20 protein-coding genes and 1 riboswitch are annotated in these 20,942 nt (G+C 55.3%); of the genes, 5 read left to right on the top strand and 15 right to left on the bottom strand.

Translation table 11 applies throughout. The features are described from left to right. Window positions 1–107 precede the first annotated feature (107 nt). From ptsP to DKB62_RS06795, 5 genes are all read right to left on the bottom strand, one after another. Window positions 108–1,739 (bottom strand): phosphoenolpyruvate--protein phosphotransferase, encoded by a 1,632-nt coding sequence (ptsP, locus tag DKB62_RS06815; RefSeq protein WP_107196301.1) that lies wholly within the window; start codon window positions 1,737–1,739, stop codon window positions 108–110. A gap of 27 nt (window positions 1,740–1,766) precedes the next feature. After that, window positions 1,767–2,024, bottom strand: coding sequence for an HPr family phosphocarrier protein (locus tag DKB62_RS06810; protein WP_087477747.1), 258 nt, complete (start codon window positions 2,022–2,024; stop codon window positions 1,767–1,769). Window positions 2,025–2,121: 97 nt separating this feature from the next. After that, complete coding sequence (locus DKB62_RS06805) at window positions 2,122–4,068, bottom strand: PTS fructose transporter subunit IIABC (protein ID WP_107196300.1); 1,947 nt, start codon at window positions 4,066–4,068, stop codon at window positions 2,122–2,124. 34 nt (window positions 4,069–4,102) lie between these two features. Continuing rightward, on the bottom strand, window positions 4,103–5,011 hold the full coding sequence (gene pfkB / locus DKB62_RS06800; protein ID WP_107196299.1) for a 1-phosphofructokinase: 909 nt from the start codon (window positions 5,009–5,011) through the stop codon (window positions 4,103–4,105). Beyond that, entirely contained in the window at window positions 5,008–5,766 is a 759-nt protein-coding gene (locus DKB62_RS06795) for a DeoR/GlpR family DNA-binding transcription regulator (protein WP_095629001.1), read from the bottom strand. The genes pfkB and DKB62_RS06795 overlap by 4 nt, the downstream gene beginning before the upstream one ends. 250 nt (window positions 5,767–6,016) lie before the next feature. Here DKB62_RS06795 and DKB62_RS06790 point away from each other — a divergent pair, with 250 nt between their 5' ends. Further along, window positions 6,017–6,442: a YbjN domain-containing protein gene (locus DKB62_RS06790; protein WP_107196298.1), complete on the top strand. Its 426-nt coding sequence runs from the start codon at window positions 6,017–6,019 to the stop codon at window positions 6,440–6,442. 213 nt (window positions 6,443–6,655) lie between these two features. Next, a complete protein-coding gene (locus DKB62_RS06785) occupies window positions 6,656–8,197 on the top strand; it encodes an AbgT family transporter (RefSeq protein ID WP_107196297.1) in 1,542 nt (513 codons plus the stop codon). A gap of 77 nt (window positions 8,198–8,274) precedes the next feature. Here the strand turns inward: DKB62_RS06785 and DKB62_RS06780 are convergent, their stop codons facing one another. The 10 genes from DKB62_RS06780 to rpmH form a co-directional block, all read right to left on the bottom strand. Then, window positions 8,275–9,543 carry an L-lactate MFS transporter gene (locus DKB62_RS06780; protein WP_107196296.1) on the bottom strand — a complete coding sequence of 423 codons (1,269 nt, stop codon included), beginning with the start codon at window positions 9,541–9,543 and terminating at the stop codon, window positions 8,275–8,277. A 68-nt stretch (window positions 9,544–9,611) separates the two neighbouring features. Beyond that, a riboswitch (ZMP/ZTP riboswitch) is annotated at window positions 9,612–9,696 on the bottom strand. Between the two features lie 51 nt (window positions 9,697–9,747). After that, a complete protein-coding gene (locus DKB62_RS06775; RefSeq protein ID WP_095628995.1) occupies window positions 9,748–10,764 on the bottom strand; it encodes a D-alanyl-D-alanine carboxypeptidase family protein in 1,017 nt (338 codons plus the stop codon). 36 nt (window positions 10,765–10,800) lie between these two features. Next, window positions 10,801–11,511 (bottom strand): 16S rRNA (guanine(527)-N(7))-methyltransferase RsmG, encoded by a 711-nt coding sequence (rsmG, locus tag DKB62_RS06770; RefSeq protein WP_107196295.1) that lies wholly within the window; start codon window positions 11,509–11,511, stop codon window positions 10,801–10,803. Continuing rightward, complete coding sequence (gene mnmG, locus DKB62_RS06765) at window positions 11,504–13,384, bottom strand: tRNA uridine-5-carboxymethylaminomethyl(34) synthesis enzyme MnmG (RefSeq protein ID WP_107196294.1); 1,881 nt, start codon at window positions 13,382–13,384, stop codon at window positions 11,504–11,506. Before mnmG ends, rsmG begins: the two co-directional genes overlap by 8 nt. A gap of 15 nt (window positions 13,385–13,399) precedes the next feature. Beyond that, window positions 13,400–14,779: a tRNA uridine-5-carboxymethylaminomethyl(34) synthesis GTPase MnmE gene (mnmE, locus tag DKB62_RS06760; protein ID WP_107196293.1), complete on the bottom strand. Its 1,380-nt coding sequence runs from the start codon at window positions 14,777–14,779 to the stop codon at window positions 13,400–13,402. Between the two features lie 105 nt (window positions 14,780–14,884). Continuing rightward, on the bottom strand, window positions 14,885–15,682 hold the full coding sequence (jag, locus tag DKB62_RS06755) for an RNA-binding cell elongation regulator Jag/EloR (RefSeq protein ID WP_087477758.1): 798 nt from the start codon (window positions 15,680–15,682) through the stop codon (window positions 14,885–14,887). Continuing rightward, window positions 15,679–16,341: a YidC/Oxa1 family membrane protein insertase gene (locus DKB62_RS06750; protein WP_095628991.1), complete on the bottom strand. Its 663-nt coding sequence runs from the start codon at window positions 16,339–16,341 to the stop codon at window positions 15,679–15,681. Before DKB62_RS06750 ends, jag begins: the two co-directional genes overlap by 4 nt. An 84-nt stretch (window positions 16,342–16,425) precedes the next feature. Beyond that, the gene (gene yidD, locus DKB62_RS06745) at window positions 16,426–16,635 is read right to left on the bottom strand and encodes a membrane protein insertion efficiency factor YidD (RefSeq protein WP_095628990.1); all 210 of its coding nucleotides are present in this window, start codon (window positions 16,633–16,635) and stop codon (window positions 16,426–16,428) included. Next, window positions 16,632–16,994, bottom strand: coding sequence for a ribonuclease P protein component (gene rnpA, locus DKB62_RS06740; RefSeq protein ID WP_087477761.1), 363 nt, complete (start codon window positions 16,992–16,994; stop codon window positions 16,632–16,634). The genes yidD and rnpA overlap by 4 nt, the downstream gene beginning before the upstream one ends. A gap of 73 nt (window positions 16,995–17,067) precedes the next feature. Further along, the gene (gene rpmH, locus DKB62_RS06735) at window positions 17,068–17,202 is read right to left on the bottom strand and encodes a 50S ribosomal protein L34 (protein ID WP_087477762.1); all 135 of its coding nucleotides are present in this window, start codon (window positions 17,200–17,202) and stop codon (window positions 17,068–17,070) included. Window positions 17,203–17,909: 707 nt separating this feature from the next. Between rpmH and dnaA the strand changes: the two genes are divergently transcribed. The 3 genes from dnaA to DKB62_RS06720 all read left to right on the top strand — a co-directional run bounded on the left by dnaA (window position 17,910) and on the right by DKB62_RS06720 (window position 20,941). Next, entirely contained in the window at window positions 17,910–19,385 is a 1,476-nt protein-coding gene (gene dnaA / locus DKB62_RS06730) for a chromosomal replication initiator protein DnaA (RefSeq protein WP_317239260.1), read from the top strand. Window positions 19,386–19,610: 225 nt separating this feature from the next. Beyond that, window positions 19,611–20,726: a DNA polymerase III subunit beta gene (gene dnaN / locus DKB62_RS06725; RefSeq protein ID WP_107196292.1), complete on the top strand. Its 1,116-nt coding sequence runs from the start codon at window positions 19,611–19,613 to the stop codon at window positions 20,724–20,726. After that, entirely contained in the window at window positions 20,726–20,941 is a 216-nt protein-coding gene (locus DKB62_RS06720; protein WP_107196291.1) for an RNA-binding S4 domain-containing protein, read from the top strand. Before dnaN ends, DKB62_RS06720 begins: the two co-directional genes overlap by 1 nt. Window position 20,942 lies beyond the last annotated feature (1 nt).

The raw sequence follows: 20,942 nt of genomic DNA, 5'->3' as shown, positions 1-20,942 counted from the left end.
AATTAAGCAAAATTATACAACATTTATTAGTAAAAATGCAATAGATAGCATAAAAAAAGTAATTCCCAAATCGCATACTTGGGAATTACCTTTTTATTATCTGCAAGTTATTTCCTCAAATCAAGGGAGCGTACCTTTTCCCGCAGGGGAAGCACCAGGGGAGGGCTGACGGATAATTCGTCGACGCCCATGCGCAGGAACGCTTCGGTCAGCGTCAGATCCGCGCCGAGCTCACCGCAGATACCGACCCAGATGCCGGCCTTATGGCCGTTTTCGACGGTCTGCTGAATGAGGCGGAGCACCGCCGGATGGTGAGCGTCGAAGAAGGCGTCCAGCTTCGTCTGCTGGCGGTCAATCGCCAGGGTGTACTGCGTCAGGTCGTTGGAGCCGATGCTGAAGAAGTCTACTTCCTTCGCCAGCTCGTCGCTCATGATAGCCGCCGCCGGCGTTTCTACCATGATGCCGACTTCCATGTCCTTATCGTAGGCGACGCCTTCGGCGTCCAGCTCGGCCCGGACGCCGGCCAGGATAGCCTTGCACTGCTTCACTTCGTCTACGGAGATGATCATGGGGAACATGATGGCAATCTTGCCGAAGGCCGAAGCCCGCAGCAGGGCCCGCAGCTGCGTCTTGAACAGTTCCGGACGGGTCAGGCAGATGCGGATGGCCCGCATGCCCATAGCCGGGTTTTCTTCCTTATCCAGCTGGAAGTAGTCGACCTGCTTGTCCGCGCCGATATCGAGGGTACGGATGACGACGGTCTTGCCGCCCAGCGCTTCGGCCGTCTTCTTATAGGCTTCAAACTGCTGGTCTTCCGTCGGATAGTCGCTGTTTTCCAGATAGAGGAATTCGCTGCGGAACAAGCCGATGCCTTCGGCGTCGTTGTCGAGGACCTGGGGAATATTGCCGGGATTTCCGATGTTGGCGAAGATCTTGACGGAACGGCCGTCTTTCGTTTCCGACGCCGCGCCCCGCACTTCTTCCAGACGGCGCTTGCGGTCCGCTTCTTCGCGCTGCTTTGCTTCCATAGCCTGCAGCGTTTCTTCGTCGGGATTGATGTATACCGTGCCGGTCAGGCCGTCTATAATGGCCATCATGCCGTCTACATCCGTATGCAGGGGCGTATCCGTGCTGACGACGGCGGCGATGCCCAGGGTACGGGCCAAAATCGCCGTGTGGGAATTCGTGCTGCCTGCCGACGTCACGAAGCCCAGGATCTTGTCCGTGTCGAGCTGCAGCGTTTCGCTGGGAGCCAGGTCGTCGGCGGCGATGATGACGTGGTCGTATTTGCTGAAATCGACGCCCGGTCCGCCGCACAGCTGCTGTTCCACGCGGCGCGATATGTCGAGGACGTCGGCGGCGCGGGCCTGCATGTAGGCGTCGTCCATAGAGCGGAACATTTCGGCAAACTGCTGGGCCGTCCGGTCGACGGCCGCTTCGGCGTTGAGCATTTCATCGCGGATCTGCCCTTCGATAGAGTCGATATAATCGTCGTCGTCCAGCATCATCTGGTGTACTTCAAACACGGCGGCCTGTTCTTCGCCTACTTTTTCCAGGGCTTTTTCATACAAGTCCTTCAGCTGTTCAATGGCTACCTTGCGAGCATCCTGAAAGCGGGCTACTTCGGCTTCGGCATCCTGAATCGGACGCTGGGCCGTCGAAATCGTGTTGCGGTGGAACAGCGCCAGCGGCCCGATCGTAATGCCGGGAAAGACGCTTTTCCCTTTTAACGTCAGCATGGATACATCCCCCTTATGTCGTAGATATTAGAAGTTTTCCTTGAGGAAAGTTTCAACCATCGCGGCGGCTGCTTCTTCGTCGGCGCCTTCTACCTGGACCGTAACGGTTTCGCCCTGTTTAACGCCGAGAGCCATAATGGTAAAAATCTTTTTCAAATCGCCCTTGCGGGAGCCTTTGAGCATCGTAATAGCCGATTCATATTTTTTGGCTTCCTTGACCAAGAGTCCGGCCGGACGAGCGTGGATACCCATAGGATCGGTGACAGTAAACGTAAATTCTTTCATGTGTAGTTCCTCCTTCGCAGGCGCGTGCGCCCAATATTATATTATGTGAAAATATATTACATACTATAAGTGTATCTGATTTTACAGCCGAATGCAATTAATCAGCCGACTGTTTTTTACGAACAATTCCCATCAGCACGGCCGCGACGACGACGCCTGCCGCCAAAGCCGCGACGTACATGAGCGGATTGGTCACGACGCCGAAGACGAAGATGCCGCCGTGAGGAGCCGGAACGGCGCAGTGAAAGAGCATGGACAGGGCCCCGGCGACGGCCGCGCCGACGGCGCAGGGCGGAATGATGTGCACCGGGTCGGATGCGGCAAAGGGGATAGCCCCTTCCGTAATGAAAGACAATCCCATGATGAAGTTCGTCACCGTAGACTGCCGTTCCTTCGCCGTGAATTTCTGCTTGAACAGCAGCATAGCCAGGGCAATGGCAATGGGAGGCACCATGCCGCCGATCATGACCGAAGCCATGATACCCGAAGAAATCGCTTCGCCGGAGGCGCTCATGAGGGAGGCCGTGCCGAAGACGTAGGCCGCTTTATTGATGGGGCCGCCGAAGTCGATGGACATCATGCCGCCCAGGATAAAGCCGAGGACGATGCGGCTCGTCGTAGTCATGCTGTTCAGGACGTCAAAGAGCCACGTGTTGAACAGGGCCGTCGGCGGGTTGATGATATAGGTCATGATGACCCCGATGAGGACGAGTCCCAAGACGGGATAAATCAGGATGGGCTTCGTGCCGTCCAGGGCCTGGGGCAGGTTGGAAAATACCTTCTTGAGCAGGATGATGAGGTACCCGGCGATGAACCCGGCAAAGAGGGCCCCGAAAAAGCCCGAGCCGCCTGTCGTGGCCAAAAAGCCGCCGACGATGCCCGGCATGAGGGCGGGCCGTTCGCCGATGCTCATGGCGATGTAGCCGGCCAGGATAGGCATCATCATGCTGAAGGCCAGGCCGCCGATGTTTTTCAGGAAGGCCGCCAGAGGCGTGCCCGTGCCGAATTGGGCCGTGCCGGCGTGTTCCATGTCGAAGAGGAAGGCCAGGGCGATGAGGATGCCGCCGCCGATGACGAAGGGCAGCATGTGGGATACGCCGTTCATGAGGTGCTTATAGATTTGACGGCCGGCGCTTTCCTTTTCCGCCGCATCCAGCGATACGGCCTCGGACGACGAGCTTTCGCCGTGGAAAATGGGGGCCTTGCCGTCGAGGACAGTCTGGATCAGTTCTTCCGGAATCTTGATGCCGTTGGCGACCTTCGTAAAGACGACGGGCTTGCCGGCAAAGCGCTGCGTCGGCACGTCCTTGTCGCAGGCGACGATGACGCCGACGGCCCGCTCGATATCCTCGGCAGTCAGATGGTTTTTGACGCCGCCGGAACCGTTCGTTTCGATTTTAATGTCGACGCCCATAGCGGCTCCCTTGCTTTCCAGAGCTTCCGCCGCCATGTAGGTGTGGGCGATGCCCGTCGGGCAGGCCGTGACGCCGATGACGAAGGGCCGGTCCGACGGAGCGGGGGAGGCCGGTTCGTCAGCCGGAGCCGTTTCTGCTTCGGCAGCTTCTTCTTCCGCTTCCGCCGCCAGCTGGGCCGTTTCCGTCTCGTCGATGACGGCCAGGTATTCGTCGGCCGTCTTGGCGTTCATCAATTTTTCCCGGAATTCGTCGTCCATGAGCATACGGCTCAGGCGGCTCAGCACTTCCAGGTGGACGTTGGCTCCGCCGGCCGGGGCGGCGATGAGGAAGAACAGGAAGGCCGGTTCGTCGTCCAGGCTTTCATATTCTACGCCCGAACGGACGATCATCGACGCCAGCCCCGGAGCCGACACGGCGTCCGTCTTGGCGTGGGGGATGGCGATGCCTTCGCCGATGCCCGTGCTGCCTTCGGCTTCGCGGGCCAGCACGGCCTTGCGGTATCCTTCCAGATCCGTCACGTTGCCGCCTTTATCCATCAGGGATACGAGATGGTCGATCGCCGCGCCCTTGTCGGCGACGACGGCTTGTAAGTCGATACTTTCTTTTTTCAATAAATCTACAATCCGCATGAATTTACAATCTCCTTTTACCTACAAACCTGCGTTACGGCAGCTGGCCGTATACTTCTTTAATATCGTCTTCCGTCGCCAGCCAATCGTGGAAGGCCGAAGCGCTGCCGGCGCTGATGCCCATCTTGAGGGCCTCCTGCAGGTCGCCGCCCGACGATTCGAAGCCGGCTAAGAACCCGGCTACCATGCTGTCGCCGGCGCCGACGGAATTGACCAGCTTGCCCTTAGGCGACTGCATGCGGTATACCCGGCCGTCTTCGCCGAGGAGCAGGGCGCCGTCGCCGCCGAGGGATACGAGGACGTTTCGCGCGCCCATATCCTGAAGCTTTCTTGCGCATTCGGCGATTTCTTCGTCCGTCTTGAGGACGGTATCGAACAATTCGCCCAGCTCGAAGTTATTCGGCTTGACTAAAAAGGGCTTATATTTCATGACGTTTTTCAGCAAATCGCCCGTCGCGTCGACGACGACCCGTACGGAGCGGCCTTCGAGGCGGCGCAGGATCCGTTCGTATATGTCGTCGGGAAGGGCGGCCGGGATGCTGCCGGCCAATACGAGGGTATCGCCGTCGGCCATCCCGTCGATCTGGGCCATCAGGGCCTGCAGCTTGTCGTCGGGGATAACCGGCCCCATGCCGTTGACCGCCGTTTCGTCATCTGCGCTGATCTTCAGGTTGATGCGCGAATAGCCTTCGTCCAGCACGATGAAATCACAGTCGCTGCCGCATTCCAAAGCCAGCCGTTCTATTTCCCGTCCCGTAAAGCCGGCGATGAAGCCGAGCATTTTCGCCGGAATGTGAAGATTTCCCAGTACCAGCGCCACGTTGACGCCTTTTCCGCCGGGATAAATCGTTTCCGCTTCGGCCCGGTTGATGTCGCCGGCCTTAAATTCCTTCATCTGCACTACATAATCCAGCGAGGGATTGAACGTAACCGTATAAATCAAAGGATATGCACCTCCGTCAAAGATTCGTAAGAACTATAGTCCATGTCTTCTTCGCCCTTGGCCGTGACGACCGTGACCTGGGCCAGGTCTGCAAAGGTAATGTGCGCCGACTGGCCGAACTTGCTGACGTCGGCCAATACGTAGGCTTGCCGGCACTGCCGCACGGCTGCGCCCTTGCAGGCTGCTTCCTCCACGTCGGGCGTCGTGCAGCCCTCCTGAGGCGTCAGGCCGTTCGTGCCGAAAAAGCCCTTCGTAAAGTGGTAGCGGCTCAGCATGTCCCGCATTTCGCTGCCGATGACCGATTCGGTCTTTCCCTTGACCAGGCCGGGCAGGACGTACACCTTTACGCCGCTGCGGGCCAGCTTCTGGGCCGTCGGCAGGCCGCTGGTCACAAAGGACGCCTCGGAGCCGACGAGAAAATCGGCCATCTGCTCGACCGTCGAGCCGCCGTCGAGATACACGAAGTCGTCCGGACGGACCAGAGAGGCGGCAAACTGGGCGATGCGCCGCTTTTCCCCGATGTGCAGGGAGTACTTGTCCTGCAAATCTTCCATGGCCGCGTCGTAGGCTCCTTCCTTCAAGGACGTCGCCCCGCCGTGAACGCGCCGCAGCAGCCCTTCTTCATCTAAGGCGGCCAAATCCCGCCGGACTGTCGATTCGGAAATATCCAGGTAATTGACCAGCTCCTGAACCGACACGGCGCCGTGCACGTTGACGATGCGCATGATTTCAGCTTGTCTTTCTTCGGTCAGCATGACCCTCATCCTTTCTGCTAAGTTCCTTTACACCTGCATTATACAATCAAATTCTTTCTTTTTCAATCATTTTCTATCATAATTGCGTATTTTTCAATCATTAACAGTCAATTATGCGCACGAATCATACATTGTGATTTATATCACAGAACAACCGCCAGGGTGGACGCAAATACGGAAGCCAGAAGGCGCAATTTATGATATAATAACGTATAAGCTTACTGATTTTACTACATTAGGAGTGATTGTCATGAATAAAAAAGCCGAAAGCTTCCAGGCATATTTAAAAGAAAAAAATCTGTCCGCCTTTACAGTCGACGAAATCAAGGACGACCCCTTCCATACCGTCGTCTTCCGCTCGCAGCTCAATATCGACGGCAATAACCTGCCAACCATCGTCATCGCCGACGACAGCATTTACAGCATGATCCGCATCTTAGTCGCCCCGAAGGTCCCCGAAGGAAGCGAAGGCCTCGCTAAATTGCTCAACACGTACAACCAGACCTTCAAGGCCTTTAAGTATTACGTTGACAACAAGGGCTCCCTGATCCTGGATATTTCCATCGTCAGCGCCGACGAATCGCTGAACGGCGACCTCGTATACGCCTTGTTCCAGACCGTCATCGAGCACCTGAACGAATCGTATAAGAACATTATGAAAGAAATCTGGAAATAACAATTTGACGTCCCCTGCCGGTAAAGCAGGGGATTTTTTCGATTATATCCCCATTACATTAAAACCATACGAATTTCCTATGGATAGATTAAATACTTTTTCTTGACATGCTGCGTGTAAAGTAATACGCTACTATAGTAAAGTATTACTTTATATCAATAGGGGAATGATAACGTATACCTTTACAGCATAATTACATAGGAGGGGATCCGTATGAAACACACCGCTGCCGCCGTCGCCGTAAGCGACGACACGCGCGGCTCTTTTCTCAAATGGTTGGAACGGGTAGGCAACAAGCTTCCCAATCCAGCTATTCTTTTTTTGATTTTCTTCATGGTGCTGGCCCTTTGCTCTTACGTCCTGCAGCTGGCCGGCGTAACGGCCGTCAATCTCAAGACCAATGAAATCATCCATATCCGCAGCCTCATCAGCGCTGAAGGCTTGGACTGGCTCCTGACGAACCTCATCAAAAACTACATTAATTTCCCGCCCCTGGGCATGATCATCGTCCTGACCTTCGGCCTGGGCGTGGCGTCGGAAACGGGGCTGCTCCAGACGCTCATCCATCACTCCATGCACAATATCCCGCGGAAGTACGTGACCCTGGCCGTCGTCTTCATCAGCCTCATGAGCCATATCGCCTCTGACGCGGCCATCGTCATTATGCCGCCCTTAGCGGCCATGCTGTTTTATTCCATGGGACGCCATCCCTTAGTCGGCTTCGCCTGTTCCCTGGCCGCCATCTATTCGGGATTTACGGCCAACATCCTCATCGTCACGACGGACGTCCTCTTGTCGGGTATTACGACCCAGGCCATCCGTACTATCGACGCGACGATGACCGTCACGCCGATCGATAACTGGTATTTCATGTCCTTCGCCGTATTCTACCTGACGGCCGTGACGACCTTCATTACGGAAAAATTCGTCGAACCGCGCATGGGCGTATATGACCCGGCCCACGCCCAGGAAAATCTGACTATTCCCGACGTATCGCCGGAGGAAAAAAAGGCCCTGCGCCACACCCTCATCGCCGCCGTCCTGTATTTGGCCGTCGTCTTCCTCATGGCCTTTCCCGACAACGGCCTGCTCCGCAATTCCCAGACCCATTCGCTCCTGGGGTCGCCTCTGCTGCGCGGCGTCATCCCGCTGCTGTGCGGCTTTCTCCTGACCGTCGGCCTGACCTATGGCGTGTCGATCCGTAAAATCAAAAACGCCGACGACATGATACATTGTATGACCAACGCCGTCAAAGGCCTGTCGGGCTTTTTGGTCATGGCCTTTTTCATCGCCCAGTTTATCGCAGCCTTCGCCTGGACCAACATGTCGACGATGATCGCCATGAAGGGGGCCCTGTTCCTGAAAGACGTAGGCATGACCGGCCTGCCGGCCCTCATCTGCTTCATGCTCTTCGGCCAGCTCCTGGGCCTCTTTACATCCAGCGGCTCCGCCGTATGGGCCCTGCTGTCGACAGTCTTCGTCCCCATGTTCATGCTTCTGGGATATCATCCGGCCTTCATACAGGCCGCCTTCCGGGCCGGCGACGGCGCTCTGAATACCGTCGCCTTAGTCAACCCGTTCCTGCCCCTGTTCTTGGAAATCATCCGCCGTTACAAAAAAGACAGCGGCATCGGCACCTATTTATCCCTCATGATGCCCTACGCCATGGCTTTCCTGGTCATGTGGTACGCCTTGTTCATCTTCTGGTATCTCACAGGCTGGCCCGTCGGCCCGGGTATTCCCCAGCGGTTATAAATTGAATCGTTGAATAGACAACAAAAAATCAGGATCTTCCACCATGAAGGAAGACCCTGATTTTTTATTACTGAAATCTATTTGACAGACGCTTTCCTTGCCGACCAATAGGCGTCCTGACCGGCGATGCCGTGGCGCGTCTTGTATTTCAGGACGGCCATAACCAGCAGGGACGTGACGAAGAGGGCCGAGAAGACCTGCAGGGTGAGGGAGTAGCTGTTCGTCGTCTCCTTGATCCACGACAGGAGCAGGGGGCCGGCCACGCCGGCGGCCCCCCAGGCTGTGAGGATGCGGCCGTGGATAGCGCTCAGGGCCTTGGTGCCGAACAGGTCGCTGAGGTAGGCCGGCATACAGGAAAAACCGCCGCCGTAGCAGGTAATGATGAGCAGCACGACGATTTGAAAGCTGAAAGCGTTCGTTTCCGTCGACAGCTTGAAGAAGGCCAGGGCCTCGATGAAGAAAAAGAGGACGTACGTATTAGCCCGGCCGATATAATCCGATACAGTCGCCCAGGCAATGCGGCCGGCGCCGTTCAAAAAGCCGATGAGGCCGACCATGGACGCGGCAGCCATGGGCGACATGCCGACGACTTCCTGGGCCATCGGCGAGGCGACGGCTAAGAGGGCGATGCCGCAGGTGATATTGACGAAAAAGAGCCACCAAATCGTATAGAGCTGCCAGGTCTTCATGGCCTCTTTCAAGGAAAACTGCGGCATGGCATCGGCATAAACCGGGCCGGATGGCTTCGCCAGCTCTGCATCGGGACGGGGTATTTCGTCGTCCTTCGGTGGCGCTAAGTACAGGGACGAAGCTGTCATGACGACGAGATACACTGCGCCCAGGATGAGGAAGTTTGTCGCCAAGCCAAAATTAGCGACGAGAAGCTGCATCGCCGGACCGGCGATCATGCTGGCAAAGCCGAAGCCCATGATGGCCAGGCCCGTGGCAAAGCCGCGGTTGTCAGGAAACCATTTGACCAAAGTCGAGACAGGCGTAATATATCCCGTCCCCAGGCCGATGCCGCCGATGACGCCGTAAAACAGATACAGCATCGGCAGGCTGCGGAACTCCATGGCCGCCGCCGTGCCGAACATAGCCGAAACGAAAAATAAAGTCGACACGAGGCCCGACTTGCGGGGGCCGGCCTTTTGGACGAAGCTGCCCAGGCATCCGGCAGATAAACCTAAAAATAAGATAGCCAGAGAAAAGGTCCACGTCGTCTGCTGCAGCGTAAAGCCCATCGATTCCATAATGGGCTTGGTCAATACGCTCCAAGCGTAGACGCTGCCGATGCAGATATGAATTCCCATGGCGGACAGGGCAATGAGCCAGCGATTTCTTTTCATGATATCGTCTCCTTTGACTTGTCCCACCGGGGCAATAAAAAGCCGGCCGGCTGGACAAAGAATAGATGTACTCTTGCCCAGACGGTCGGCGTGTATGTCACCGTGCAGTCCACGTGGTTATTCCACTTCATTCCGTCAGTCCTGCACTGTATAGGTACGTTGTTATGATATGATTATACGGATTTAGAGCATACCTGTCAAGAATTATGCAGATTTTTTCACAGCTGCCGCAGCCATGTCGGCCGTATCGGCGTCCGTTCCGTAAGCTGTTTCCTGCGCGGCTTGACCCTTAGCCTTGGCGTCTGCCGCAGCCTTGGCCTGCTCCATCTGCTGCCGGCCCAATTCGGTCAGCGTCTGACCTGCCGGGGCCTTGCGGATGATGTAGACGTTTTCCAGGGGCTTCAATACGGAAAAGCCGTATTTCATCAGGGCCTGGGCATCGCCGTAGCGGTCTTCCGAATTCATGATAGCCGCGATGACCGTCCGCCCGTTCTGAGTCGCCGAAACGACGAGGCACGGCCCGCCGGCATTCGTCGTGCCGGTTTTAATGCCGTTTGCTCCGGGGAACCCGCTAGTCAGGAATTCGTTCGTCGAAACGCAATGCTTATAGCTGCCGTCGACGTAGGGCATGTCAAAGGTACTGCGCTTGACGATATCCCGGAAGGCCGGCAGCTTCATGCCGTAAGCCCCAATTTTGGCCAGATCCCGGGCCGTCGAATAGTGATTGGCGTCAGGAAGGCCGTGGGGATTGACGAAATGCGTATGGGTCGCACCGAGAGCCGCCGCCTTCGCGTTCATTTTTGCGACGAAGGCATCTTCCGTCGGCTCAACCGTTTCCGCAATGGCCACGGCGGCATCGCAGCCCGACACGAGCATCATGCCCGTCAGGGCGTTGCGCAGGGTAATCTGGTCGCCCTGCTGCAGGCCGAGGACAGAGGCATCGCTTTCGACGCTCAGGGCCTTATCGGTAATGCGAATCGTCTTATCCATGATGCCTTGTCCGTTTTCCAAGGCGACGATACAGGTCATCATCTTCGTCGTACTGCCGGGATATCCTCTCAGGTCAGGCTGTTTGGCGTACAGCTCGTCGCCCGTATCGGCGTCCATGACGTAGGCGGCCTGAGCCGCTACTGCCGGCGATTCCGGATTTTCGGCGAAGGCTATGGAAGATAGGGCTACGCAGGCAGTCAGCGCAGCTAAGATTGTTTTCTTTAAAGACATGATACATGCCTCCCTTGAGCATAAACTTATAGATGATTACAACGGATTTTTAGCGGCCATTTTCGGCTTGCGCGGGTATTTGGCCGGACATTTCTTCGTCTTTTTGATATACAGGACGGCCCGCTTGTCATCCAGCCCCGGCAAATGGACGGGGCGGACTTCCGCCACCGCGCCGCCGAGGATGGACAGGGCCTTTTGGGCTTCGGCCAGCTCTTCCTCGTACTGGGCGCCTTTTAAGGAGATAAATACGCCCTGGCGAGCTGTATAGGGAAGGGCCCATTCGGCCAATATCTGCAGGCGGGCTACAGCCCGGCTGGTCACGATATCGAAGCGTTCCCTGTATTCCTCTTTGTGGGCCATTTCCTCGGCCCGGCCGTGCAGGAAGGAAGCCGTCAGGCCCAGCTCCGCCGTCACGCCCTGTAAAAACGTCAGCCGCTTCTGCAGGGAATCGAAAAAGGTCACCTTCAAATCGGGCCGGTAGATGAGCAGGGGCAGGCCGGGAAATCCGGCTCCCGTGCCGAGATCCAGGACGGAGGCCCCTTCGGGAAACCACGCCGCGTCGTAGCACGACAGGCTGTCTATCATGTGTTTTACGGCTACGTCGGCTGGCTCCGTAAGGGCCGTCAGGTTCATGACCTTATTCGTCTCGACCAGGCGCTCTGCAAACAAACAGAATCGGTCGATTTGCTCCGTCGTCAAAACCAGGCCGAAGTCCTTCGCCGCCGCGATGAGTTCATCTCTAAACATGTTTTTCCTCCCGCTGGCGCTGTTCTAACACGATGAGCAGGGCCGTAATATCCGCCGGCGATACGCCGGAAATGCGGCTGGCCTGCCCTAAGGAACGGGGCCGTATAGCGTCCAGCTTCTGCCGCGCTTCGCCCGACAGGGTATCGATGTCGGCGTATACGATATCTTCCGGCATCAGCTTCTGTTCCAGGCGGTTCATCTTTTCCACCTGTTCCAGCTGGCGGTTGATATAGCCTTCGTACTTGACCATGATTTCGATTTCCTCGCACACGTCGTCGGCCAGCTGCGGCAGGGGAAATACCTGGCTCAGCGTATGATAGGTCACTTCGTTGCGCCGCAGCAAATCGTAAGCCTTGAGGCCGGTGCGGACGGGAGCCGTGCCGATAGAAGCCAGCTTTTCCTGATTTTCCTTTGTCGGCGTGACGGGCAGGGCCTTCAGCGCCTCCAGTCCCGCTTCGACGGCTTCTTTCTTCTCTATAAAGGCGTCGTACCGTTCCTGCGTGACCAGGCCGATGTCGTAGCCCTTCTGGGTCAGGCGCAGGTCGGCGTTGTCCTGCCGCAGGATGAGTCGGTATTCCGAGCGGCTGGTCATCATGCGGTACGGTTCTTCCGTTCCCTTGGTGACCAAATCGTCGATGAGGACGCCGATGTAGGCTTCCGAGCGGGTGAGGATAAAAGGCTCCTTGCCCTGCACCTTACGGGCCGCGTTGATGCCGGCCATAAGGCCCTGGGCCGCCGCTTCCTCGTAGCCGCTGGTGCCGTTGGACTGGCCTGCCGAAAAGAGGCCGCTGATGGCCTTCGTTTCCAGTGACGGCGTCAGCTGCGTCGGGTCCAGGCAGTCGTATTCGATAGCGTAGCCGGGGCGCATGATCCGCACGTCTTCCAGGCCGGGAATCGTCCGCAGGAAGGCGTACTGCACGTCGACGGGAAGGCTGGTGCTCATCCCTTGGACGTACATTTCTTCAGTCATTTCGCCTTCGGGCTCAACGAAGAGCTGATGGCGCTTCTTATCGGCAAAGCGGACGATTTTCGATTCGATAGACGGGCAGTAGCGCGGGCCAACGCCCTGGATGACGCCGTTGCACATGGGCGCCCTGTCGAGGTTTTCCCGAATGATGCGGTGCGTTTCCTCGTTCGTAAAGGTCAGCCAGCAGCATTCCTTGTTGCGGTTCTTCCGTTCCGACAAAAAGGAAAAGGCGTGGCCCTGCTCGTCGCCTTCCTGCTTCTGCATTTCTTCCGTCCGCAAGGTGCGGCGGTCGACGCGGGCCGGCGTGCCCGTCTTAAAGCGCATAAGCTTGATGCCCGCTGCCAGCAGGGAATCAGACAGGTCTTCTGCAGACCGCTGTCCCATGGGGCCGCCGGAATAGACGCATTCGCCTGTAATGATCTTTCCCTTTAAATAGGTCCCCGTCGCCAGGATGACGCATTTCGCCTTGTACACTTCGCCCATTTCCGTGACGACGCCCGTAACGGCGCCGTTTTCTATCTGAATATCCGTGATCATGAGCTGCTTGACGTCCAGATTGTCCTGATTTTCCAGCACCTGGGTCATGGTCATCTGGTACATCTTCTTATCGGACTGGGCCCGCAGGGAATAGACGGCCGGCCCCTTGCCCGTGTTGAGCATGCGCATTTGGATGCACGTCTTATCCGTATTGATGCCCATTTCGCCGCCCAGCGCATCGATTTCCCGTACGAGGTGGCTCTTGCCGGGGCCGCCTACGGCGGGATTGCAGGGCATGAGGGCGATATTATCTAAATTAAGCGTCGCGACGAGGGTCCGCGCGCCTAACCGCGCGCTGGCCAGGGCCGCTTCGCAGCCTGCATGGCCTGCGCCGACGACGATGACGTCGTATGTATCGACTACAAACATGATTTCACCCTTTTTCTACTTACCTAAACAAAATCTGCTGAATATTTCTTCTATGATGTCGTCGTGGACCGTATCGCCCGTAATAGAACCCAGGAGCTCCCAGGCTTCGCGGATATCGACGATAGCACAGTCGACGGGCATGCCTGCTTCTATCGTGTCCAGGGCCCGCTGCAGGGCTTCGCGGCTTTGCCGGACCAGCTCGATATGGCGCGTATTGGCCAGCAGGGCGCTCTGGGCCGCCGTCAGCCCCTGCTTCAGGGCCAGCGACAGCATGGCGTCCTTCAATGCTCCCATGCCGGCTCCCGTACTGGCGGAAATCGAAAGGATGGGCAGCCCGTAGGACTGCAGTTCTTCCGTTTTAAAGGCCGGCTGCAAGTCTTCCTTATTCAATACGATCAGGGCCTGCCGGCCTTTGGCCGTTTCCAAAATCTGCCGGTCTTCTTCCTGCAAAGGCCGGGACTGGTCGACGACGACGAGGATAATATCGGCCCGATCCATGTATTCCTTCGCCCGGCGCACGCCGATTTGCTCGACCGTATCGTCGGTGCTGCGGATGCCCGCCGTATCGACAAGGCAGATCGGCACGCCCTGTATGGAAATCCACTCTTCGATGACATCGCGCGTCGTGCCCGGCACGTCGGTGACAATGGCCCGTTCCGTTTCCAAAAAGCGGTTGAGCAGACTCGACTTTCCGGCGTTAGGCGTGCCGGCGATAGCCGCCATGACGCCGTCCCGCATCATGCGGCCGCTTTTGGACTCGGCCAGCATATCGTCCAGACGCCGCTCCATGTCCCGAATAGCGCCGGCAATATCGGGCACCTCTATTTCTTCCAGGTCTTCTTCGGGATAATCGACAGTCACTTCCAGCCGCGTGATAAAGTCGGTCAGGTGGAGGCGCATGTCGCCGACGACCCGGGACAGGCGGCCTTCAAGCTGGCTGACGGCGCTGGTCAGGCCCTGGGCGCTCTTGGCCTGAATGACGTCCATGACGGCTTCGGCCTGAGCCAGGTCGATGCGGCCGTTGACGAAGGCCCGCTGGGTAAATTCGCCGGGATTGGCCAGCCGCGCGCCGTGGCGCAGGACCAGCCCCAGGATTTCGCTCAGGGACTGGCGGCCGCCGTGGCATTGTATTTCCAGCACGTCCTCCGCCGTATAAGAACGGGGGCCCTTCATGATGAGAAGAATGACTTCGTCCACCGCTTTGCCGTCGTCGTCCACGATAAGGCCGTACTGTATGGACCGATCGCGCCGCTGCGCTAAGGGAAGGGAAGATTTGCTCTGAAAAATCGCGTCGCCTACGTCGTAGGCCTTGCTTCCGCTGATTCGGATGACGCCGATGCCGCTTTCGCCCAGCGGCGTGGCGATGGCGGCTATCGTATCGGTTGTATCGTACACAGTGAACGCTCCTTTCAAAAAAACCGGCGCTGCGGCGCCGGTTTTTATTGTACCAGTGACTCGTCCGCTCATAGCTGCCGACTCACTGCCGTGTCATATTCAAGCTTATTTTTCGTAATAAATAACCACGTGGCGATACGGGTCCTGGCCTTCGCTTTCCGTCCGCACATGGGCTTCGTTCTGAAGCGCGACGTGGATAATCTTGCGTTCGTAGCCGTTCATCGGCTCGAGGACGACCTTTTCGCCGCTGCGCTTCACCCGCCCGGCCAGCCGTACGGCCAGCTGCTTCAGCGTTTCTTCGCGGCGCTGGCGGTAATTTTCTACGTCCAGCATGATGAAATGGCGCGTTTCTTCGCCCTGGTTCGTCGTCAAATTCGTCAAATACTGAAGGGCGTCCAGCGTCTGGCCATGCTTGCCGATGAGGATGCCCAGGTTCTTGCCGTGCAGGTGAAGGATGATTTTATCGGATTTGATCATCTTTTCGATCATCACTTCGATGCCCATGTTGCGCAGCACGTCCTGCAGGAAGGCCTTGGCCTTGGCGGCCGCTTCTTCAGCCGTAAAGGTTTCCTCTGCCGGTTCGGCTTCGACGGCAGCCGGTTCTTCGACCGGTTCTTCCGGCGTTTCCGCCGTCACGTCTTCGGCCGGCGCAGCTTCCGCCGCCTTGGGCTCTGCCGGAGGAGCTGCTTTCCGCTCTTCTTCTTCAATATCATAAATCGGAGCATTCTTTCTGGCCTTTTCCGTCAGGCGCACCTTGGCCGGCTTGCTGCCGAAGCCAAGAAAGCCGCTTTTCGGTTCGGCCAGTACTTCGATCGTCACTTCTTCTTCCATCAATCCGAGGCGGACCAGGCCGGAACGGACTGCGTCTTCTATCGTTTTTCCTGTCGCTTCAATGGTTCTCATGCTTTTGCACCCTTTCCCTTATTACGGAACATAATCATCTGCTGGGCCCACTGGAACACGTTGGAAAGGAACCAGTAAATAACCAGGCCGCTGGGGAAGCTCAAGCTGATCCAGCCGATAAACAGCGGCATGATGACGCGCATGATTTTCTGCTGCTTTTCCTGCGCTTCCGAAGCCGCTACCTGCGTGCCCGACATCTGTTTCTGGATGACGTAGGTAGACGCAGCGGATAAAATCGGCATGATATACGTCGGGTCGGCCGCGCCTAAGCTGGGCAGCCATAAAAAGCTTTCGTACGCCGGATCGTAAGGGTAGGAACGAAGGGCGTAAAAAATAGCGATGAGGAAAGGCATCTGAATCAGGATCGGCAGGCAGCCGGACAGGGGATTGACGCCGGTCTGCTTGTACAGCTTCGCCATTTCTTCCTGAAGCTTTTTCTGATTGCCTTTATATTTCTGCTGTAATTCTTTAATCTTCGGCTGCAGGGTCTGCATGCCTTCCATGGAACGAATCTGCTTGGCCGTAAGAGGCGAGAGGGCCAGCTTGATTACCAGCGTCAGGATGATGATGGCCAAACCGTAGCTGGGATATCCGATGCTCTGCGTAAAGGCATAGCAATAATCCATAAACGTGGTCATGATGCCACTGAGAAAATCCATTATTCCACTAAAAAAATCCAATATTCTCAACTCCAGTCAAGGATAAAATACCAGCAGGCAGCCTCTATTTCATCTGCCTGATACTTACGGCACAGGATCATATCCGCCTTTATGAAAGGGATGGCATTTCAAAATGCGCCTGACTGCTAAATAACTCCCCTTCACAGCGCCGTATTTCTGCAGCGCCTCGATAGCGTAAGCAGAACAAGTAGGGTAAAACCGGCAGCACGGCGGTTTTAATGGTGATATACAAAGCTGATAAAACCGTATTAGAATGATGAAACATCTTTTCATGGCATCTCGTTCTTTCGCAATATCCCGGCCTGTCGGAACAGCTGCAGGATGCTTCGTTCCGCCTGGGCGTATCCGGCGTATTTCAGGCTGCTGCGTCCGATAAGCACCAAGTCGACGCCGTTTGCCAGCTCGAACTGATGAAGGCGGTATACCTCTTTCATCAGGCGCCGGCAGCGGTTCCGCTCTACGGCGCAGCCGATTTTCTTGCCCGTTACGAAGCCGATGCGGGCCGGCTGCTTAGGCGACCGCTTCAAGACGTACAAGACGGCCAAGCGGTTCACATAGGATTTTCCCCGTCGGTACACAACCTGATATTCCCGATTTTTGCACAGCCTTTTTTCTTTTTTTAACTCATACATACGTTATTGTCCCGAAAATGCCAGAAGAACAGAAAAATTCCTTAGCGGAACTTTTCTGTTCATCTTGTAATAATTACGCGGAGAGTCTCTTTCTGCCTTTCAAACGGCGTCTTTTCAAAACCATGCGGCCGCCTTTGGTTTTCATTCTTTCACGGAAGCCGTGCGTTCTTTTTCTCCACAGCGTATTCGGCTGATATGTCTGTTTCACGATAGGCACCTCCTTTGTCTCAATCAACAGTAGATGAACTTACACCATAACAGCATAATTATATTCAAAAAGGATAGGGCTGTCAATCGTTTTTTCCGGAATCGCGGCGATGATGCCGCATTTGTCATAGGGACAGCGTCGTGAACGTATACCGTTTGTACATGGCGGCACAGGGTGTCGCCGCCCTTTGCTATACTGAAGCTGTCAGAGGGAGGAAATTCTCATGGAAAGATGTTTCCACATGCATTGTGGACAGCATGGCAAGTTATCAACACGTTGTTCACAAAATGTGGACAAGTAGAAAATACCTATAAGCCCAGGTGTATACTAGCGTTTCTCCCTTCTTTCAAATCGAGTTATGCACTATATCCACAATATGGCCGTAAACATATCCCCAATCATCCTTGCGAAGAAGGATTCTGTTTACGGTATGAACAGAGGACGAGAGAGAATGGCATTATGAATTTTTTGACAAATTCAGCTGCTTCTATGTATTTTTCGAGGATTTTGTTGTACAATGTAATCAGATGTGTGGATAAAAAGTTCAGTTATCAACAGGTTGTTCACAATGTGTGGATAAATCAAAATCAGGCCGGAAATTCGATATTTATCGCGTTTCCGCTTTTTTCAGCCTCTAAATGCGCACTTATCCACATTGTGCTGCAACGCACATATCCACAATATTATGCGGGAAGGACTTTGCTATTATGGAATCAATGGATCTAGCTACATTATGGGCGGGAATGCTGGAACAGCTGAAAAAGGTTCTGCCAAAACCGATTTACGAAACGTGGTTCGTCTCGTCCCTCATCCCGACGTCCTACGAAAACGACGTCCTCGTACTGGCGGCGGCGCAGAAATTCGTATGCAATTTCGTCAATAAGAATTATGCCGATCAGCTCAACGAAGCCGCCGAAGCCGTCACGGGGAGGCCTACGACGGTCAAGTTGGAAGATATGAACGCCCCCGCCGCGGAACCGGCAAAGCCAGCGGAAACGGACGATTTATATAAGGACACTCTGTTTTCCGACGAAGACTTGCCGAAAGCGCCGCCAAAGAAAAAGGCGGAGCCCGAGCCGAAGGCCGTCATGGTCAAGGAAGCGAACGAATCGATCTCGCCGCCGCCGGAAGAACCGACGACGGAAGACAACCTCATTCCCAATTATACCTTCGACAATTTCATCGTCGGCAACAGCAACCGCATCGCCTATTCCATCGCCGCCAGCGTGGCGGAAGCGCCGGCCAAGAAATATAATCCCTTATATATATACGGCGGCAGCGGCCTGGGCAAGACCCACCTCATGCACGCCATCGGCCACCAGATTCTGAAAAACTTCCCCCACATGCGCCTGCGCTGCATTACGAGCGAAGACTTCGTCAACGATTTCATCCAGGCCATACAGGATAAAAACACGGAAAACTTCCGCCAGCAGTACCGCAACATCGACGTCCTCCTCGTCGACGATATCCAGTTCTTAGGACAGGGCGACAAGGACAGCTCGAAGGAAGAGTTTTTCCACACCTTCAACAAGCTCTATCAGGGTCAAAAGCAGATGGTATTTACCAGCGACCGGCCGCCCCTGGATATTAAAAGCCTGGAAGACCGCCTGCGCTCGCGCTTCCAGAGCGGCACGGTGACGGGCATCGAGCCGCCGGATCTGGAAACGCGGACGGCGATTCTGCGGACCTGGGCCCAAAAGGAAAAAATCAACATCGACAAGGACGCCATCAACTACATCGCCGCCAACGTCAGCGACAATATCCGCGACCTGTACGGCGCGTACAACAACGTCCTGTCTATGGCTTCCATTGAAAAAAACGACGTGACCTTGTCGCTGACGCAGCGGGCCCTGAAATACCTGGTTGCGGAAAAGGAAGAAAAGAAGTACATCACCATCGACGAAATCACCAGTTCGGTCTGCCGGTTTTACAGCGTAAACTACAACGAGCTCATGGGCAAGAAGCGGACGAAAAATATCGCTTTGGCCCGGCAGGTAGCTATGTACTTATGCCGCGAGCTGACAGGGAACACGTACCCTCACATCGGCACGGCCTTCAGCGGCCGCGATCATACGACGGTCATGCACGCCTGCGAAAAAATTACCAAGATGATGAACGACAGCGACACCTTCAAGGAAATGATCGAGCGGCTGAAAGAGAAGATTTTAGACGTGGACAAGTAAGTGCATAGTCTGTAGATAGTTTGTGGACAGCGAAAATTTGCGGAAGAAAAGTGAATTTGTGGATAGGCAGGCATGAGTTATACACAGGTTATACACAGCTGTGCATAGCTGAAAATTCAGAGTTTTCCCCAGTTTTCCACACTATCCACACCCTCTACTACTACTTCTTCTACTCTTTTAACTTACTTCAATTAAAAAACTAAACGCAGAAAAGGGGATACACCCATGAAACTTATCTTAAAAAAGGAAGATTTAAATAAAGGCCTTCAGACCGTCCAAAAGGTCGCCCAGAATAAAAACAACAACCTGACCTCAGAAAACGGCCTGCTTATCAAGGCCATGAACGACGTAATCGAATTTCAGGCCAACGACTACGACATGGGAATAAAAACCATCGTTCCCGGCATCATCGAAGAAAAAGGCGAAGCCTTTGTGGCCAATCCCTACTTGATGGAGCTGACGCGCAAGCTTCCCAGCGATGAAATTGAAATCACCAAAAAAGACGCCGACACTCAGATGATCATCAAAGGCGGCAAGCTGAAATTCGAATGCCTGACCATGAATCCCAACGACTTCAACGAAGTGGAAATCCTGGAAAACGGCTATTCCCACTTTACGACGACCAGCGTCGTCTTAAAGGATTTGATCGACAATACGTCTTACGCCTGCGCGACAGACGTAGCCCGTCCCATCTTTATGGGCACCTATTTGGATGTGCAGGGCGATACGATTTCCATGGTCGCTACGGACACCCACCGGCTGGCGCTGAAGACGGCGCCTCTGGATACGCCGATTGAAAATCCCCTCCAGGCAGTCATTCCCAGCAGGCTTCTCACGGAAATTTCCCGCCAGCTGCCGACGGACATTCCCGAACCGGTGGAAATTACGGCGGTCCGCAGCTATTTGGCCATTAAGTTCGGCAACGTCTACATCCGCACCCGCCTGATCGAAGGGGAATTCCCCAACTACCGCCGCGTCATCCCGACGGACTTCCAGTGCAGCATCACCGTCGGCCGCAGCGAATTTACGGGAGCCGTTGAACGAGCTTCCATCGTTGCCAAAGACGCTCAGTACAACGTCATCAACTTCGTATTCGGTGACGGGGAAATCCATCTCATGAGCCAGAACCCCGATTACGGCACCATCGAAGACTACGTAGCCTGCCAAATGACCGGGGAGCCGTTGGAAATTTCCTTTAACGGCAAGTTTATTTTAGATATTTTAAAACACTGCCACGACGACGAAGTCGTGTTAAATACGCGGCAAAACAGCCCCATGCTGGTACAGGATAAAGGGAACGAAGCGAGCGTATTCGTCGTGACGCCGATGAGGACAAAATAATGGAAAAAGTAAAAATTGAAACGGAAATGATACAGCTGGACCAGTTTTTAAAGTGGGCCAGCATCTTGCAGAGCGGCGGCGAAATCCGCTTTTTGCTGGACGAACAGCGGATTTTTGTCAACGGCGAACTGTGCTCGGCAAAGCGGAAAAAGCTTCATGTCGGCGACATCGTAGAAATCAAGGGCATCGGGACGTATGAAATCGTTGGTGCATAAG

Origin of the sequence: Megasphaera stantonii, assembly GCF_003367905.1 — a bacterium.
GTDB classification, from domain to species: domain Bacteria; phylum Bacillota; class Negativicutes; order Veillonellales; family Megasphaeraceae; genus Megasphaera; species Megasphaera stantonii.
The sequence above is the reverse complement of the archived record's forward strand: the minus strand, read 5'-3'. Positions and strand labels throughout refer to the sequence as shown.

Bases quoted from the DNA above. Each gene is read 5' to 3' on its own strand.
- ptsP (WP_107196301.1), bottom strand. From the start codon at position 1,739: ATGCTGACGTTAAAAGGGAAAAGCGTCTTTCCCGGCATTACGATCGGG.
- rsmG (WP_107196295.1), bottom strand. From the start codon at position 11,511: ATGTTTAGAGATGAACTCATCGCGGCGGCGAAGGACTTCGGCCTGGTT.
- DKB62_RS06790 (WP_107196298.1), top strand. From the start codon at position 6,017: ATGAATAAAAAAGCCGAAAGCTTCCAGGCATATTTAAAAGAAAAAAAT.
- DKB62_RS06775 (WP_095628995.1), bottom strand. From the start codon at position 10,764: ATGTCTTTAAAGAAAACAATCTTAGCTGCGCTGACTGCCTGCGTAGCC.
- DKB62_RS06780 (WP_107196296.1), bottom strand. From the start codon at position 9,543: ATGAAAAGAAATCGCTGGCTCATTGCCCTGTCCGCCATGGGAATTCAT.
- DKB62_RS06795 (WP_095629001.1), bottom strand. From the start codon at position 5,766: ATGCTGACCGAAGAAAGACAAGCTGAAATCATGCGCATCGTCAACGTG.
- DKB62_RS06720 (WP_107196291.1), top strand. From the start codon at position 20,726: ATGGAAAAAGTAAAAATTGAAACGGAAATGATACAGCTGGACCAGTTT.
- dnaN (WP_107196292.1), top strand. From the start codon at position 19,611: ATGAAACTTATCTTAAAAAAGGAAGATTTAAATAAAGGCCTTCAGACC.
- dnaA (WP_317239260.1), top strand. From the start codon at position 17,910: ATGGAATCAATGGATCTAGCTACATTATGGGCGGGAATGCTGGAACAG.
- DKB62_RS06750 (WP_095628991.1), bottom strand. From the start codon at position 16,341: ATGGATTTTCTCAGTGGCATCATGACCACGTTTATGGATTATTGCTAT.
- DKB62_RS06805 (WP_107196300.1), bottom strand. From the start codon at position 4,068: ATGCGGATTGTAGATTTATTGAAAAAAGAAAGTATCGACTTACAAGCC.
- mnmG (WP_107196294.1), bottom strand. From the start codon at position 13,384: ATGTTTGTAGTCGATACATACGACGTCATCGTCGTCGGCGCAGGCCAT.
- yidD (WP_095628990.1), bottom strand. From the start codon at position 16,635: ATGAAAAGATGTTTCATCATTCTAATACGGTTTTATCAGCTTTGTATA.
- rnpA (WP_087477761.1), bottom strand. From the start codon at position 16,994: ATGTATGAGTTAAAAAAAGAAAAAAGGCTGTGCAAAAATCGGGAATAT.
- DKB62_RS06810 (WP_087477747.1), bottom strand. From the start codon at position 2,024: ATGAAAGAATTTACGTTTACTGTCACCGATCCTATGGGTATCCACGCT.
- jag (WP_087477758.1), bottom strand. From the start codon at position 15,682: ATGAGAACCATTGAAGCGACAGGAAAAACGATAGAAGACGCAGTCCGT.
- DKB62_RS06785 (WP_107196297.1), top strand. From the start codon at position 6,656: ATGAAACACACCGCTGCCGCCGTCGCCGTAAGCGACGACACGCGCGGC.